Raw genomic sequence first — 16,916 nt, 5'->3', positions numbered from 1 at the left:
TATCCTTAAACACTTAATCCATTTCATTTCGTAGACGCATTTTTTCTGCAGAAATGCGCCCGGTTGTGGAATAAAAAGAAGCTATGTTTTATGGGTTACTTAAGTTATTTTACTTTTGGAATTCTAAAAACTCTTCCAAGTCTGGAGATTGATTATATTTAATTGCAGCTTCCTTATCTTTTTCAATCATTGCTTTTGTTAAACCAATATTATTTATACTTGCAATAGCTATTGAATAATGTATAACATCAACTAACTCCTTTTCTAAAGAAGTATTTAAGTCGCTTTTTTCGACCTTCTAACTAGTTTAGTACTTCTGCAACTTCACCAATTTCTTCTACTAATTTAATAAAGCAGAAGAAGTGCGTCCTTCTTTGTATTTTCATACCAAATAGTTTTGTAGCCCACCAAATGTTAACTGCTCCATATGAAACCTCACTTAAATAATATTTTTAATAAATATACCAATAATTAACTATAAAAGTAAGTTGGAAATATTTTTTAATATTATCGAAGCATTTCATAAAAAAATATTATTCAACAATATGGCCCAATTGTGGAATAAGAAAACCTGCATTCCATAAAGGTTTTTATCAAACTTTATTATTAATGATCGAACTTAATTATAAATTATCAATCTTTATTAAAAGACCACAGCACATTGAGCGAGCAAACATAACCATGTACTTCTTTATCAAGTTCTCACGCCAAAAGTAGCAAGCCCAGGTACGGTTTGTCCGACAACTGGGCTGTTCGTTATACTCGAAAGATCCATTTAGCGACCATGCTCTTCCTCTTCACGTTCCTTTTTTATCTCCTCAATCTGCTTCATTTGTTCCTGGTATTCCTCTTCCATTTCAGAGGTCGCTGGGAGGAAGGATTCTGTATTAAAATCGACACGCCTGCCGTAGCGGATCATTTCGTAAATAATCATTCCATTATTAGGCTTGCCGTTTACAGTTTTCATCGGCACAATATCAAATAATACATAATAAAAAGCATAGAAAACAAAGCGGTCCCAAAATGTTTCATAATCCTCGGCCCAGCCATTAGCAACTAGAAAATTGATAAGAAGGGCGATGGACAAGTTGGTGAGAATGGGCCCTGCATACATACAAATATAGGCAAGCTTGCTTTCCCGCTTTAATCCATCATATGAAAACCAACTGTATACATGGTAATATTTCCGGATATCAAGCATGCCGAACTTCCTGACCCGGGGCCCGGAACCAATAGTCAGCCTGGGATTGATGACACCGAATAACCAGCTAACGATCAAGTAGCCTGACTCCCTCAGGAAAATTACAACCGGCAGGATAATGAACGCCGAAACAGTCAGTGACAACAAGTCGGCTAGTCCAAACATAAAATCACATCCCAACAAAATTATCCGTAAATTTTCTAGTACCCGGTGAGTAGAAAATAAATCAGTAAAAAGGGAATTGGGAAAATGTTCTAGTATTTATTTTCGTCTGAGTAAAAATGAAAGTTCAGTCGTCTAGGTTGATAACGGGAGGTGGAAAGGTTGTTTCAGTTAGAGCAGCATTATGAAATACATAGCGATCAGATTTATCAATTTTTATACTTTCTAACATTCGATGTACAGCTGGCGGAAGATCTCATGCAGGAAACATTTATTCGGGCTTATGAAGCAAGGCATACATACCGGGGGGAAGCGAATGTATTAACGTGGTTAAGAACGATTGCAAGAAATATAGCATATGACCATTTTAAACGGAAAGGGAAGATTCAATTTATCGCCTTCACAAAAAAAGAAGAAGATATCGCTCTTACTCTTTCGCCTGAGCAGCTTTTTTCCATTGAGGAAGACAAAAGGGCGCTTTACCAAGCAATCGCTGGCCTGAAATTTGATTACCGGATAGCCGTTGTGCTGCGAAAGATTGAGGGGCTTTCGATTAAAGAAACAGCAGCAGTTTTAGGCTGGAATGAGGCAAAGGTAAAAAACAGTACAGAGCGGGCGATGAAAGTACTTGAAAAAAAGATGAGAGGGGGAGCAGCATATGGACAAAGAGCTGGCGCAATTACAGGCACCGAAACGGACCCAGACAGTTAAGCAGGCATCTTTCAACAAGATTCAGACTACGATACATCAACGCCGAAAACGGCAAAAACGTAGCTATTACAGCGTGCTGGCGGCTGCGGCGGTGCTATTTGTCTTTTTAGCGGCTTCTATTTTTACGGGCAGGCAACCTGTAGGGGAAAATACAGCAGCCGATCTAGTAACAATCGAAAAAGGGTATGCGATTGCGAACAATTCCACCGCTGATTTAAGGTATATGACAAATTGGTATTATTTTGAGAAAAATAGAGTAAAGGAAGAAGATTTGGCTCTGATCCAGCCATTTGTGACAAAGTTATATGAGGCGGGTGTTCCGGTAGACGACCTGCCGAAAGCGCCGGCTGAACAGCTTCTCCTAAAGATGTCCACTGGTTCCATAGCGCAGATTGCTGTCATTTCTAATAATGATCAATATGTATTGGTCGATATGAATACAAAGCAATCACTGCCGCTTACTTTTGAAGAAGCGATGAACATTGACATGATGATGCATGATACAGTAGAGAGGTCATTACTGGGGCTTGTTCGGTTACTCATTTTGTCCTTCTTAATTGCCGTATACATTGCAATCGTGTTACAGATTAGTCCGGCAAAGAAGGAAAAGATGGAGAGCCGTAACGGGCATCGTTATTTTTTTGCAGCAATCGGCCTGTATCTTATCTACACGCTAGTAAATGGGGTGAGCCTCTATTATTTTCATGCCTATAATGGATTGTTTATCGCAAGTGCGATGGCGTTGCTGTTATTTCTAAAATGGCTCATTGATTACTACAACGGACGATTTGAAAGCTCTATTTACGAAGTACCTCTGCTATTTATATTTACTTTATTGTTTACGTTTGTGAAATTCCTGTAAATTATTAAAGGTTTGGTTTTTAGGAGGATAAAGCCAAACCTTTTTATTTTTGGCCTGTAAATTGATAAATTCACTAGTACCGATGCTAAAAGTAAAAATATTTACGGAAAAATATAATTTCCTGTAACGAAATGGATGAGAAAGCTATATATAAGTATCACGAAAGTTTTATGAAAGGAGGCAGCAAGTGGAGAGTCTAAGTGAAATGTATCAATCTTATGCAGACGAGGTAAAGCGGTTTTTGATTTGCTTAACGTCCGATGTGGATTTAGCTGAAGAATTAACACAGGAGACCTTTTATCAAGCGGTCAAGTCGATTCACCGCTATAACGGTGAATGCAAGCTGTCTGTTTGGCTGTGTCAAATCGCCAAACATACGTATTACAACTACGTAAAAAAGGAGAAGCATAGTCATAATGCAAGTGTAGAAAATATGATGCAGATGGGCTTGGACATCCCTTCACTACATGATTTACCGGATGTTGAGGTAATAAAGCGCAGCACACTCGTTTCAATACATAAAGAAATTCATCGCTTACAGGAACCGTACCGGGAAATTTTTTTGCTTAGAGCCTCTCTGCACCTAAGTTTTAAGGAAATCGGTGAGGTATTTGGTAAAAGTGAAAACTGGGCGAGAGTGACGTATTACCGTGCAAAAGTAAAACTATCAGAAAGGATTGATCCGCGTGAATTGTAATATCATTAAAGATTTAATTCCATCCTATGTTGACGGGATATGCAGTGAGGAAACGGCCAAAGTAGTGGAAGACCATATACAGCAATGTAAAACGTGCCATGAATACGTACGTGTGATGCAGCTGCAACCGGTTTATGTTCAGCCGGTCCCTGAGAAAGCTGAAAAAGCGATTAAACCGTTCAAAAAGATTAATAGAAAGCGGTATATCCAAGTGTTTGCTGCTATAGCTATCACATTTATGATTACCGTAATAGGAGGCTTGGTTGTTCAAGATGTCGGGGTTGTCAATCAAATCTTTTTCCCAAAGAAATCGGCTGTTATAAATATGGAAGAAGGTATGCAAGAGTGGGAAACCCTGAAGTTTAACGACGAAAATTATTTAATTTATAAAAGTATCTTTTGGAAGAAAAAAATAACTAATTATGCGAATAATTATGGGGATGTTTTATTAAGAGTAAAGGACAGCGACGGCAATATAGTGATTGATGAAGTACAAGTACCTAATGGAAAAAGTATTGAATTAGAAGGACTAAAAAGAAATGAACAATATTTCTTTGAAATCAAATCACCACCTGGCCAATTTTTAATAAATGCCACTTGAAAAACGAAAACCTTTTTTATTTAGTGGTTATAAAAAGGATAGGGCAGGCAGATCTAGTATCTGCTGTCCTATCCTTCTGTATTACTTTGATAGATTTTTAACTAAAACCGCGTATTAGTATGCACGGGCAAACCAAACAGTATGTTTTGCTTCACTGCCGCAGTGAAGGCATGTATGTTTTGTTGTCGGCGGGTTAAATGGAATGTTGCGGGTTGTAAATTTCGTTTTTTCTTTTATACTTTCCTCACACGTATTATCGCCGCACCAGCCGGCTAATATCCAGCCTGGAATCGTTTCGTTTTGCTCGGACTCTGCCAGATGCTGTTCCAGCTGTTCCATCGTATCGATATGTGTATGGGAATTGTCTGCACGGAAAGCTTTTGCTTTTTCGAAAAGACGTGTTTGCATCGTTTCAAGCTCTTTTTCAATATGTTCTACAATAGATGCTAACGGTACGGAAATTTTCTCTTCTTCATCACGGGCTTTTAGTAAGGCTTGGTTATTTTCTAAATCACGTGGGCCAAGCTCAATACGTACAGGTACCCCTTTCAGCTCCCATTCATTGAATTTATAGCCTGGTGATTGGTCGGAATCGTCCAAACGAACACGAATGCCTTTTGCCTTTAATGCTGCAAAGACTTCATCCAATTTCTCGATGATGGCAGGGTTCTTTTTCCACGGGCCGACAGGAATCAAAATAACTTGAGTCGGTGCAATTTTCGGCGGCAGGACAAGACCTTGTTCATCGCCGTGAACCATGATGACAGATCCGATTAAACGCGTAGACGTTCCCCAAGATGTTGTATGCACATATTCATGCTTATTTTCCTTCGTTAAATATTTAATATCAAATGCTTCTGCAAATTTTGTCCCTAAATAATGTGAAGTACCGGCTTGTACCGCTTTTCCATCCTTCATCATTGCCTCGATAGAGAATGTATCCACAGCACCGGCAAAGCGTTCTAACGGTGTTTTTTGTCCGTCATAAACCGGGATGGCAAGTAATCCTTCTACGACCTCTTTATAAATTGTCAGCATTTGCATCGTTTCTTTTCGCGCATCCTCTTCATCGACATGGGCAGTATGACCCTCCTGCCATAAAAATTCGGAAGTACGGATAAACGGAAGCGTCTTCTTTTCCCAGCGGAATACATTTGCCCACTGGTTGATTAAAACAGGCAGGTCCCGGTAGCTTTTAATCCAATTCGAATACAAATGCCCGATCATTGTTTCGGAAGTTGGGCGCAGTGCCAGCCGTTCCTCTAATTTTTCCCCGGCAGCTTCCGTTACCCAAGGTAGCTCGGGTGAGAAGCCCTCGATATGATCCTTTTCCTTTTGGAAGAAGGATTCCGGTATTAACATTGGGAAATAGGCATTACGGTGGCCGGTTTCCTTAAAGCGTTTATCCATCTCCGCCTGGATATGCTCCCACAATTCATACCCGTCCGGTTTAAAGGCAATGCAGCCGCGGACCGGTGTGTAATCCATCAAATCGGCTTTTTGAATTGTATCAATATACCACTTTGAAAAATCGTTTGTTTTTTGAGACATTGTCTTTTCCTCCTGAAAAATAAAATTGAACAAAAAAAGCGTAAAGCGTCCTAAAAAAGGACGTCTTTACGCGATTAGACGTGGTACCACCTTCGTTTGACATTAATAATGAATATTAAGTCCTCGATCCGTTAGTAACGTAACGACCCGGTTAGCTTTTACCTAACATCTCCGTGGCAGGGTTCAATAAGAAGAGGTGATATAGCTCTCAGCCAAGGCTATATTTTCTGTTTCACAATTCCTATTTACTTGATCACATCATGGATTTTCATATTTACAAATTACTATATCAATTTGCAAAATGGAATTCAACATTCTTCTTCAATGATTTTGCTTATTGTGTTGGTGTGCTTTTATAAAAAGGTTGCAAAAGAAAAGGAAACTAAATTATTTGTAATCCGTAATAGTGTAGAAGAACAATATTCGGTATTTCTATTGTTCATTTTTCGAAGAGGGGGAGAATTGTAAAGATGAAAGAAAAAGAATGTCCTAAATGTCATAACAGCCAAATCGAAAAGGGGATGATCCGGTCTGGGAATGCAGTCGTTCAAATGTTTTCGTACAATAATGCCAGAAGTTTATCATCTCCGATATCGTCCTATTACTGTTCGAACTGCGGGTATGTATTAGGCTTATATGTGGAGAACCCTGGAAATATTGAGAAGTGATAATAAGGCAGCAGGTGCTTTATCGAAATAGGGCTTGCAAAAATGGTCCTTGGTTTGTTTATTACAACCCAAGTGTTTAACAATAGATCGTCAATGAGACGGTCTTTTTTGTACTGTTTTTTAGAAAAATAAATATATTACCCCTAATATTGAAAAGGAGTGTCATATATAATTGACATTAGCCAGAAAAGTCACATATAATGTACTTATATAAGGTAATGGAAAGGGTGTTTGACTTGAATCGGGTCAAAGAGTATAGGAAACATTGCAACTTTACTCAAATTGAGCTTGCTAAAAGGGTTGGTGTAGCAAGACAAACCATTAATTTAATTGAAAATGATAAATACAATCCCTCACTATCCTTGTGTATTTCCTTAGCAAAGGAGCTGAATACAGACCTTAATACTCTATTTTGGGAGGAGAAAAATAATGAAGAATCAATTACTTAATCGTTTTATTGGTGTGCTAGATGATCGAGATGAATATCAGCGTTATGAAATTTATAAGGAATTAGCTTTCTTGGGAATTATGTTATGGTATTTATCCATGTTTTTAATGTTTATAAGCCTTATTATAGATACAATTCATAACACACTTTCCTTTGCAACCCCTTCACTACTGCTCATTAATATGGTTTACGCACTTATGACTGTTATTAAAATAAGAAAAAAACAACTGGATGAAACAGATTGTGCTTCGGTAGAAGAATACGAGGAAAAGAAAAAACAATTAAAAAAAGCATCATCTTTGGCAGGTTTCCAATGGGGATTGTTCATGTTAGTTTTTATGGAGTATGTTTCACCCTATCTTTCCACTGGTGAAATAGACGTAAGCTGGTGGAATATACTGATTTGGCTTCTGGGTGGACTGTTCTTTGGGATGACAATGTATGGAGTTTCAAAATCAAAGCTACAGAAACACTTTTAATGGTAAGATCACTTTCGTATAGGGTGTGTAAACTCCAACGTAAGGACAGACATTTTTATTGACCAGCTTATTTTATAGCTGGAACAGCATTTCTCTAATACATAGGATAAACGACAAGACTGTATGGAAATGTCCTTTTATTGATAGGCAGTTTTATTTAACAAACAAAGGGCAACTATACCTGATTTGATATTCAACAATAGGGCGCAATTCTAGATCATGAATTGCGCTCTTTTTATGTATAGGCTGGTTTAACTGCTGTAGTAAAATTACTTTATATGTAACTTTTACCTATAATCTTCGTCTTTTATTTATATCAAGAACGCTTTTTTTATTCAATTTTAGAAATGGGGAGAGGGCGTGAAATGGATATATAGTAATTGGTTCGGTAAGTTTTTTTTGATTATATGCTCGCTGCTTTTTGTCTTATTTTCCTTAGGTTTTATATGTATAGGTGGTTACATCCTTTTGTTATTTATAAATGAGCTTCAAAAGCTATAGAGCTACAGTATTTTATTACGTTTGAAAAGCTTGAGAAAATTAGGGTTTACACTTCTAAACAAAAAGAATTACTTAATCTTTTTTAGAAAACAGAAAAACTGGAAACCGTGTACTATTTCTTAGGAAATAATCAACCTCTATTTCAAACCAACAGGAACGTAAAAATCCCGCTTTTCGCAGACTGAGCAGCATGTATCGGATATTTTAGAGAAGAACAGGTAATTTTTTATATTGGTAACTTTATCATTACAGTCTAGAAACACTGAAATATACAGGGGGTAAATAAATTGGAACATTTACAAACATTGTTGCAAAAATACAGGCTGCTTCACAAGGAGACAGCTATAGTAAAAGCTGCAAGGCCATCCATTAAAATCATTAAAAATAAGTTGGAGGAAGAACAAATTCCGTTAGGTGCCTCTAAAATCGGCGGTCTACCAGATATGCCGGAAGACTGGGAATTCCCAACATACAATGATAGATCGCTCTCTTTTTTGGGACAATTCAATTTACAGGAAGTAAAACCGTATGACGTAGATAATCATTTCCCAGACAGTGGGATCCTTTATGTGTTCTATGATGTAGTAGAGCAGCCATGGGGTTTTGAAGAAGACGGTGGTTGTTTTAAGATTTTATACTTTGATGGGGATGAAAAAGAATTAAGAAGAAAACAATATCCTGAAGTGACAGAAGACTATCTCCCTTTGCCTGTTTTTAAAGTTTCTTTCACAACTAAGCTGACATTACCGGAGTATCCTGAAGATATAGAGTTTAGTAATGAGGATGAAGAAAGCTATTCTGAGATGAGACAGGAACTTATCCAGCCTAGTGATGAGGAAGGGAATTACGAACCGGCTCACTACCTGTTAGGATATCCATTTAGTATTCAAAATGATGTTTTTGAAGAATTTGGTCTTAAACCCGAAGAAGCTGTACTGCTCCTGCAGATTGATTCGGATGAAGACGACTTGGAATTGCTTTGGGGCGATTGTGGCATGCTTTATTTTTGTATAGATAAGAACTCATTAACAAATAAGCAATTCGAAAAAGTTCAATTTACATTACAATGTTTCTAATCATTCATTAAACAGAGGAGGTGTCCGGTAAGTTTTTCCGGGACATCTCCTTTGCGGCTTTACGAAGATTAAATTAAAAAATGGTTTGTTTTTACTAACGTCAATAATAGTACCGGAGCGAATTTTGCACAAACTAATTTTAAAGCAACAGCTAAAAGTGCTTCCCAAACAAATGATTTGTCAACAGTTGACTAGTCAATTATAATAAAGCAGTAATTAAAATCAGTTATAGTAAAGGAAGATTAAAATGGTACAAACAAAAACACCGTTAGAACAGCTTATGGAAGATCGTAAGTCTGTCCGTAAATATAAAGAGGGAGTAAAGATTCCGCGTGAACAGCTCCAGCATTTAATAGAGCAGGCGACATCCGCTCCATCTTCAAGTAATATGCAGTCTTGGCGCTTCCTTGTTTTTGATGATCAGGAGCAGAAGAAAGAGCTTCGTGCGATTGCCAATAATCAGGAACAGGTGGAAACATCATCGGCTGTCATTGCCGTGTTAGGCGATATTAAAATGCATGAAAATGCGAAGCAAATTTACGATGCGAATGCAGAAAAAGGCTATATGCCACGTGAGCTTGCTGATGCAATGATTGAAAACTCATTGAATTTATATGGCAATGCACCTGAGGCTGTACTAAAAAACATTGCGCATTTTGATGCAGGCTTGATTTCAATGCAAATTATGCTGCTGGCAAAAGAAATGGGCTATGATACAGTAACAATGGGTGGCTTTGATAAAGTGAAATTTGCGGAAAAATATGCATTACCAGCAAATGAAATTCCGATCGTGCTTATCGCAATCGGGAAAGAAGCGGCTCCTGCATACGGCTCTTCACGTCTGCCAATTGAACAAATTTTACGTTTTTCATAATACGAATCAGGCGGGGTTATCTTGAAAGAAACGGTTCAAGGTAACCCTTTCTTTTTTGTCAGTATATGGATTTTAATACTTTTAGAAATGCTAGAGATAGCGTATGCTAAAAGAGAGTATTTAATAGGAGGACCACCATGTCAGCATGCCAAAATGATTTACGACAAGTATTTTTGATGTTGAAAAATATTGACCGCCGGGTAACCCTTTCATTTGAAAAAAGAACGGGCATCAGCCTAACACGCTATGAAATTTTATATGCTCTTGAGGAAAATGATATCATGACACAAACGGCTCTTCAGCAGACGCTTGCCATTGACCAGGCCGCGATTACGCGTCATTTGAAAATTCTGGAAGAACAACAGCTTGTTACACGGGAGCGCAACGAAAAAAATAACCGGGAAATTCTTGTAGCGATTTCACCTGAAGGAACAAAGCTGCTGAACGGCTGCAATATGGGAAAAGAACAATGTATGGGCGATTTGTATAAAGGCTTTACAGCTGACGAGATCAAACAGCTGGGTGGGCTGATCAATCGCTTAAACGAAAATGCAGAAACTTTATAGAATAGAGCAGTCCAAAGACACAAAACATCTTTACACTTACTTTCGGTATGATCTGAAGAGTAAATTGTAGGGTGTTTTTTCTATGGAAAAAAGGGATGTTGCTCCCTTTGTAGAATACCGTAAAGAATAAAAAGGGGGAGTATCGGATGTATCAATATTTTAATGGACTAGTCATTAGAGAAGGAACAGAAGGGGTACCAGCTGAAAATGTGGAAGCATTGTTTCAGGATGCAGGCTGGGCGAGAAATACACCGTCCTGGCAGATGGAAAAGTATTCATTGATTTTTACGAACTCGACTTGGGCTTTTACCGTGTGGGACGGAGAGAAAATGATCGGGATGGTAAGGGTCCTTTCAGATAAAATCATGGCAGCTACTATTATGGATCTGGCTGTATTATCTGAATATCGTGGGAAAGGAATTGGCAAGAAGCTGGTGGAGCTTTGCCTGCAAAAGCTGCCTCATGGCGATTGGTTTGCCCATACTTCTGCAAATAATTTCAGCTTTTACGAGCGATGCGGGTTTGAAGTGAAGGATTTGTCCCAAAACGGTACGTGTGCCTATTACGGATATATACAGGCCCGAAAAGTTGGGCACAGATAAATGTATGCGGTGAATATTGAGTGTTTTCTTTACGATGTAACTAAATAAAAAGAGTAATTACAGAATTACTATAGTATATTTTTAATAGGAGTAATAGATTTCTGCATCTATGAAAAACATCTGAAGGAGTAATCGCTTTGTCACGAAAAGAACGTATTGAAAGAGAAAGGGCTCGTTTATATAATTTTTACCATTTCACAAAATATTACAGTTACGGTATGTTAATTGGTATCTTTGTATTGCTGTTCGGTGAAGCCAAGGTATCGGGGCAGTTGTCCTTTTCATGGCAGACGGGGGTCGGTATTTTATTGATCCTGCCATGTTTTTATTTTTACTTAAAGAGAACGAAAGAATTTAATGAAGGTGGCCTATACTTTAAGCTGGCGGTTGTTCTTACGGCGCTTATAGGCGTACTAATGAGCGTTTTTGTCTGTGCATTTCTTTTTGGGATGACTGAGCAATTAGTAAATTAAAGATCAGCTTTAGTACGATGTGGTAAACCAATATGGCAAAATCTTTTAAACCGCTGATTTTTTAGCGTGATCTTTAGCAAAGTCAGGAGAGGTATAGCATGACCCAATATGATGAGTATGAAGAAGTAGCGTTTTCGGACGCTTTAAAGAACGAGGAGATTATGGACTGTATTATTCGCCATGAAGTGGTGGATGAGGAAAACCTTGAAAAATACAGCTTGTCGAACGTCGTTTTCGAGCACTGTGTATTTCAGGCATGTGATTTTGCAAAGTTTGATTTATCGGATGTCGTGTTCAAGCATTGTGACTTATCAAACAGCAGGTGGGAAGGCGGTTATTTCTACCGCACGAACTTTGTCAATTGTAAACTGGTAGGCACAAGCTTTGCAGAAGGGCGTTTCCATGATACAAGTTTTACACAGTGCTTCGCAAATTATGCTGTTTTCGCGGAGGCGACATTTACACAATCGAAATTTTCCCACTGCACGATGCAAGGCACGGACTTTTATCATATGAGGCACAATGGATTACCCTGGGAGTCCTGTGATTTGAATGAAGCTAGCTTTGAGGAAACGGCTTTAAAGGGGCTTGATTTCAGTCAGTCGATGTTTGAAGTTCTGCATATTGATCTGAAGCAGGTGCAAGGGTGTAAAATTGCTCCGGCGCAGGCTGTGTTATTTGCGATGATGCTTGGCATCGAAATCCGGGATTGAACATTCTAGGATGACTGCTGCGGCAATGATTTTAAATAAAGTCGATGAAGGAGATGATAAAGATGGAGAAAAAGTTTAAGCTAACAGGGAATTTGGCGATTCAGGTTCTGAACGCTCCTGATGATTTCCCTGTTACATCAGTTAATGCGGCACCATTTGACCGGGTGCTGGCCTTTGTGTATTCAGTCAATGAAATGGTAGATACGGTACGTCAAATAATAAAAGAGGATCAGCTGCAGGAAGGGGCATATCTTTTCCTTCTATATCCGAAAAAAGGCAACAAACAATTTGATACTTATATCGGAAGAGATGATATTTTCCCGGCATTTGAAATGGATGAGGAGAAGTATGTGTTCGGAAGTGCTGTCAAGTTTGCGAGTTTGCAGTCATTGGATGACACATATTCGATTTTATCGCTTAAAAAGCAGACGAAAAAGACAAAACGCACAGCGTCAAGTCAGCGGGTTGGTGACTATGTAGCATATATCCCGAAGCTTACCGAGTATTTGGCTGATAAGAAAGAAGCACTGGCACTGTTTGAATCACTTACACCCGGCTATCAAAAGGACTGGGCACGCTATGTCTTCAGCGCAAAGAAGGAAGAAACACAGCAGCAGCGTTTAGTCGAAATGGCTGATTTATTAACACAGGGCTATAAAACGAAAGAGCATTATCGAAAGGCTCAGAAATAACGGCGCTTTAGGAGAACGGCAGGGGAATACATATACAAAAAAACGAAAAGCTCGCGGCTGACAGACGGCCGCGTTTTTTTGCTGAGCAAAAAAAGGAAATTAAAAACCCGGAATATGAATTCCGGGTCTGATCACACTACATTTTGTTATCCATGACACACTGCCTCGCTTCCGCATTGTATCTTAAGAACTTCCTAAGACAATCACGCTTTGGCTGCAATCAGTTTGATTGTCCTTCTGAGTTATCGGTCATCCGCACTCATCGGGTTAACCCTCCTAAGTCATTGGATTTGAAGTGAAATCTTTAATAGTATAGGCTGGTTTTTATTTTCTATCCGTATTTCTTTTAGGAATTTTTAATTACTGAAAAAGGGAGTTTAAAGTAAGGCGTTTTTCGTTTATTTAAATGTTTAACAGCCCATGTTATAATGAGGAGCTTAAGGGAATTATAATACTTACTTATAATTAAATGGATGCCAAAAGAGCCTCCGCCTTGCATGAAAAATTGGAGGTACAAACAATGAATAAACGATGGACGATCGGCAAAATTAAGGAATTTGTAGAGAATAATTCGGACAGCAAACTGCTGACAACAGAATATCACGGTTTTTCTCAGAAGCTGCTTTTTAAATGCGCATGCGGCAGTAACTTTGAAAAAACATTTACGAAATTTAAAAACAATAACCAGCGTAAATGTGACGTATGCCAGCCGCCAAAAGCGTCACGCTAAAAGGGCAAGCATGCGAGCATGACAGTCATAAGGCTGATAACCAGTAAAATCTTTTAATATGATTTTACTGGTTTTTTATTTTGGCGGGTATTTATCCTTCAGGGAACTTTTGTAAAACTCAATCGTAATACATGTATACATAAATTTTATGGGGGGAATGAAAAATGTTTGGAGAAGAGCCTAAATGTACGGAATGCGGCAAAGAAATTAAAGGCGATGAAGTCGTTTTTGTGAAAATACGTTACCCAAAACGTAAGGGTTTTACAGAAATAAAAGCCTATTTACAAAACGAAGGAAGTTTCCTATGCGAGCAGTGTTTCAATAAAAAATAAACGACTATGTGAAATTGATCGTGTCTTGTATATTAACAGTGCATTCATCTTACATGAAGTCTTTCCTATAAATGGAGGTAGTATTTTTCTCTGTTTTTTAATATAATTTTTAGAACACTAGGATAAAGGACTTCTGCAGATGAATCTAATGAACCGTTTTATTATAAGCCGTCCTGCAGAGAAGCGACTTGCCTATTTTTACGGAATGGTGACAGTGGAAGAACAGGTATGTCTGCTACGTAACAGGGTCGGCGATTTATTACTATTTGAAGATGAAAAGCATACATTTTTACTTCCTGTATGGCCAAGCCGGAGCTTTGCGGAAATGGTGGCAGAGAAGTTGATTATACCGTACGAGGCATTTAATGTAACACTTAATGCCTTTGTAGACGACTTTCTTGCTGATATAGAAAAGGTCGGCGGCGCGGCCACAATTTTTCCGAATGGCTATGATACGATCATCCAGACACGTGAAGAGGTAAAGGAAATGCTGTACAATATAGGGTAAGTAACGAGAAAGATACTATACCTTCAACCAACTACACATTCAGCAAAGGAGCGTTCCGGAAAGTCCCATCATTCCGGAGCAGCTCCTTTGTTTTGTATTAAGAAGAAAAGAAAGTTTTTCAAAAGGTATATACTAGTAAAAAGTCATTTTTAAACAAACTCCTGCAATCAAATGATAGAATGGACATAACTATAAATATTGAATAAGACGGGGCATTGTATATAGACTGGTGGTTTAAATTATGGTCTATTGCTGTTGTCCATTCGACGACTGGTAATGATTGGGGATTTCAGATGGAAAAAGAACAGACGAGATATCTTCGGCTTGCGAATATAACCAAAATAATTAATACAAATTTAGAGCTTCGGGAAGTGTTGCAGCATGTCACAACTGCAATCTCGGAGGAGATAGTTCAATGTGATGCTGTAGGGATTTATCTGCCCCAGGACGATGGAACATACAGAGGCTTTGTCGGAAAGCCTGAAGTAATAAGCGGGCAGACATTGGATATGCAGGTAATCGACCCTGCAGAGGATATGCTGGTAAAAGAAGTGATTGAAACAGGGAAAACAATTTATATTCATGATACTTCGCGGGACGACAGGCCGGATGAAAGACCAGTGGAGGATTTCAAGATGAAGTCGATACTGGCACTGCCTATTTCATTCGAACAGGAGCTATTTGGACTGGTGTTTTTATTTAATTATGGGTCGCCGATGAATTTAACCGAGCTGGAGATCCAAAGTGTGGAAGCATATGTAAATATGGCAGCGGTCGCCATTCAAAATGCCAATATAGTGAAGCAGCAGGAGTGGCTTATTGACGAGAAGCAGTTGCTGCTTGATATAACACGTGACCTTTCAATGTGCTCCTCCATGCAGGAAGGTCTTGATAAGTGTTTTTATTATTTGGGGAAACTGCTGAATAACGATAATTTAGTGGCGTACCTTCTAGAGCCGGTAAATAGAAAAATAGTCAGAAGCGGAAAGCTGAATAAAGAAAGTGATTGGACAGAGATCAATTGGGCTGACACAAATGAAGATATTGATCAAAACTTCCGTCCTCTTCTGCAGGAGGTAATTGAAACAAAGTCCCGTATTTTCATAGAAGATGTATTTGCAGACGAGCGGCTTAATCATGAAGTATGCCGATCCGTTCAGATGAATAGTCTTTTGATTATGCCTTTCGTTTCGCTCGGCAAGGTGTTAGGCATCATTGTTGTCGTTAACTGGGCAGGGAAAGGCCCAAAACATATGGAATCCAAGCTGAAATTGGCCCAATCACTTGTCGATACGACAGCCTCCTCAATAGCGAATCTCCTTCAATTGGACAAACTAGAAAATGTCGTGAGAGAGAGGACAGGGGAGCTCGCCACAGCAAACGAGAAGCTGACGAGTGTGATTGAAAGCATTACAGATGGTTTTATTGCGCTTGATAAAGAGTGGAGATATACCATTGTCAATAAACATCATCATCTGCCTAAAAACAAAACGGTTCAAGAGGTGCTCGGACACAATATGTGGGAGATCTATCCCGAGGCTGCCGAAACAGCCATTTATCAAAAACTCTATAAGGCGATGGAGGAAAGGGCACCCGTTAATTTTGAAGCCCAATCTGTTTATGAAGGCTATTGGTATGAGATAGCAGCATACCCTTATGAAGATGGAATTTGCTGCATATTTAAAAATATAACGGAAAAGAAAAAGTATGAGAGAGAGCTAAAGCGGTTATCCGGCCTTGAATTAATCGCCCAAATGGCAGCAGGTATCAGCCATGAAATAAGGAATCCAATGACAACGGTCCGGGGCTTCCTGCAACTTTTACAGGAGAAAGAGAATTTTGGAGCATATGATGGCTACTTTGACTTAATGATCGAAGAGATTGACCGGGCAAATTCGATCATTACTGAATTTCTTTCAATGGGAAGAACAAGAACAACCGATCTGCAAATGATGGACTTGAATTCTGTAGTTCAAGACATTGTACCGTTGATCATGATTGATGCTTTTAATCAAGATAAAAATGTTCAAGTTGATACAACTGACACCCTGCCGTTATTTTTAAACCCAGGCGAGATACGGCAGTTAGTCGTCAATCTGTCCCGCAATGGGTTAGAGGCGATGGATAAAGGAGAGGTATTGTCTATTAAAACCTTTAGGGAAGGGGACGATGCTGTAGTGCTCTCTATTCATAATGAAGGAAAAGCAATCAGTCCGGAAGTGCTGGAAAAGATGGGCACTCCGTTTTTTACAACGAAAGATAATGGCACCGGCCTTGGCCTAGGTGTTTGCTATGGCATTGCCGCCCGCCACGGTGCAACAATTGAAGTTGACACGGGAACAGATGGAACTACTTTTTTAGTGAAGTTTTTTACAAGGAATGAAAAAGGTAGATTATAAGTCTATCAATCAGCCTTCCTCATACTGAATGAAGCCTATTCAAGACCTCTTGAATAGGCTTTTAAATTGA

19 protein-coding genes are annotated in these 16,916 nt (G+C 38.8%); 17 read left to right on the top strand and 2 right to left on the bottom strand.

The features are described from left to right. Positions 1 to 775: 775 nt before the first annotated feature. Positions 776 to 1,366 carry a hypothetical protein gene (locus BOD01S_RS02420; RefSeq protein ID WP_036155278.1) on the bottom strand — a complete coding sequence of 197 codons (591 nt, stop codon included), beginning with the start codon at positions 1,364 to 1,366 and terminating at the stop codon, positions 776 to 778. Positions 1,367 to 1,525: 159 nt separating this feature from the next. Between BOD01S_RS02420 and BOD01S_RS02415 the strand changes: the two genes are divergently transcribed. From BOD01S_RS02415 to BOD01S_RS02400, 4 genes are all read left to right on the top strand, one after another. Next, a complete protein-coding gene (locus BOD01S_RS02415; protein WP_052124869.1) occupies positions 1,526 to 2,074 on the top strand; it encodes an RNA polymerase sigma factor in 549 nt (182 codons plus the stop codon). Continuing rightward, entirely contained in the window at positions 2,022 to 2,936 is a 915-nt protein-coding gene (locus BOD01S_RS02410) for a hypothetical protein (RefSeq protein ID WP_036155276.1), read from the top strand. Before BOD01S_RS02415 ends, BOD01S_RS02410 begins: the two co-directional genes overlap by 53 nt. 187 nt (positions 2,937 to 3,123) lie before the next feature. Continuing rightward, entirely contained in the window at positions 3,124 to 3,633 is a 510-nt protein-coding gene (locus tag BOD01S_RS02405; protein ID WP_052124868.1) for an RNA polymerase sigma factor, read from the top strand. Continuing rightward, on the top strand, positions 3,623 to 4,234 hold the full coding sequence (locus tag BOD01S_RS02400) for an anti-sigma factor family protein (RefSeq protein WP_052124867.1): 612 nt from the start codon (positions 3,623 to 3,625) through the stop codon (positions 4,232 to 4,234). Before BOD01S_RS02405 ends, BOD01S_RS02400 begins: the two co-directional genes overlap by 11 nt. 114 nt (positions 4,235 to 4,348) lie before the next feature. Here BOD01S_RS02400 and proS read toward each other — a convergent pair whose 3' ends face one another. Further along, complete coding sequence (gene proS, locus BOD01S_RS02395; RefSeq protein ID WP_036155275.1) at positions 4,349 to 5,785, bottom strand: proline--tRNA ligase; 1,437 nt, start codon at positions 5,783 to 5,785, stop codon at positions 4,349 to 4,351. A 904-nt stretch (positions 5,786 to 6,689) separates the two neighbouring features. Here proS and BOD01S_RS02385 point away from each other — a divergent pair. The 13 genes from BOD01S_RS02385 (at position 6,690) to BOD01S_RS02325 (ending at position 16,846) form a co-directional block, all read left to right on the top strand. Then, the gene (locus tag BOD01S_RS02385; RefSeq protein WP_036155476.1) at positions 6,690 to 6,902 is read left to right on the top strand and encodes a helix-turn-helix transcriptional regulator; all 213 of its coding nucleotides are present in this window, start codon (positions 6,690 to 6,692) and stop codon (positions 6,900 to 6,902) included. Beyond that, on the top strand, positions 6,883 to 7,380 hold the full coding sequence (locus BOD01S_RS02380; RefSeq protein WP_036155271.1) for a DUF3278 domain-containing protein: 498 nt from the start codon (positions 6,883 to 6,885) through the stop codon (positions 7,378 to 7,380). The genes BOD01S_RS02385 and BOD01S_RS02380 overlap by 20 nt, the downstream gene beginning before the upstream one ends. Positions 7,381 to 8,168: 788 nt before the next feature. Beyond that, positions 8,169 to 8,957: a YwqG family protein gene (locus tag BOD01S_RS02375; protein WP_036155269.1), complete on the top strand. Its 789-nt coding sequence runs from the start codon at positions 8,169 to 8,171 to the stop codon at positions 8,955 to 8,957. A gap of 247 nt (positions 8,958 to 9,204) precedes the next feature. Continuing rightward, positions 9,205 to 9,831 carry a nitroreductase family protein gene (locus BOD01S_RS02370; protein ID WP_036155268.1) on the top strand — a complete coding sequence of 209 codons (627 nt, stop codon included), beginning with the start codon at positions 9,205 to 9,207 and terminating at the stop codon, positions 9,829 to 9,831. Between the two features lie 137 nt (positions 9,832 to 9,968). Continuing rightward, on the top strand, positions 9,969 to 10,397 hold the full coding sequence (locus BOD01S_RS02365; RefSeq protein ID WP_036155265.1) for a MarR family winged helix-turn-helix transcriptional regulator: 429 nt from the start codon (positions 9,969 to 9,971) through the stop codon (positions 10,395 to 10,397). A gap of 146 nt (positions 10,398 to 10,543) precedes the next feature. Next, the gene (locus tag BOD01S_RS02360) at positions 10,544 to 10,999 is read left to right on the top strand and encodes a GNAT family N-acetyltransferase (protein ID WP_036155263.1); all 456 of its coding nucleotides are present in this window, start codon (positions 10,544 to 10,546) and stop codon (positions 10,997 to 10,999) included. Between the two features lie 137 nt (positions 11,000 to 11,136). Next, positions 11,137 to 11,472 (top strand): hypothetical protein, encoded by a 336-nt coding sequence (locus BOD01S_RS02355; RefSeq protein WP_036155261.1) that lies wholly within the window; start codon positions 11,137 to 11,139, stop codon positions 11,470 to 11,472. A 98-nt stretch (positions 11,473 to 11,570) separates the two neighbouring features. Then, entirely contained in the window at positions 11,571 to 12,185 is a 615-nt protein-coding gene (locus tag BOD01S_RS02350; protein WP_036155259.1) for a pentapeptide repeat-containing protein, read from the top strand. A gap of 62 nt (positions 12,186 to 12,247) precedes the next feature. Next, positions 12,248 to 12,877: a YdeI/OmpD-associated family protein gene (locus BOD01S_RS02345; RefSeq protein ID WP_052124866.1), complete on the top strand. Its 630-nt coding sequence runs from the start codon at positions 12,248 to 12,250 to the stop codon at positions 12,875 to 12,877. A gap of 520 nt (positions 12,878 to 13,397) precedes the next feature. Beyond that, positions 13,398 to 13,607, top strand: a complete 210-nt coding sequence (locus BOD01S_RS02340; protein ID WP_036155475.1) for a hypothetical protein — start codon at positions 13,398 to 13,400, stop codon at positions 13,605 to 13,607. 164 nt (positions 13,608 to 13,771) lie between these two features. Beyond that, positions 13,772 to 13,939 (top strand): hypothetical protein, encoded by a 168-nt coding sequence (locus tag BOD01S_RS02335; RefSeq protein WP_036155255.1) that lies wholly within the window; start codon positions 13,772 to 13,774, stop codon positions 13,937 to 13,939. 148 nt (positions 13,940 to 14,087) lie between these two features. Continuing rightward, complete coding sequence (locus tag BOD01S_RS02330; protein WP_036155253.1) at positions 14,088 to 14,447, top strand: DUF2750 domain-containing protein; 360 nt, start codon at positions 14,088 to 14,090, stop codon at positions 14,445 to 14,447. 293 nt (positions 14,448 to 14,740) lie between these two features. Beyond that, a complete protein-coding gene (locus tag BOD01S_RS02325; protein WP_036155252.1) occupies positions 14,741 to 16,846 on the top strand; it encodes a GAF domain-containing sensor histidine kinase in 2,106 nt (701 codons plus the stop codon). Positions 16,847 to 16,916 lie beyond the last annotated feature (70 nt).

Origin of the sequence: Lysinibacillus odysseyi 34hs-1 = NBRC 100172, from assembly GCF_001591965.1 — a bacterium.
GTDB lineage: Bacteria > Bacillota > Bacilli > Bacillales_A > Planococcaceae > Lysinibacillus_B > Lysinibacillus_B odysseyi.
Note: the sequence above shows the minus strand (reverse complement) of the source record. Positions and strands in the feature narration are given on the sequence as shown.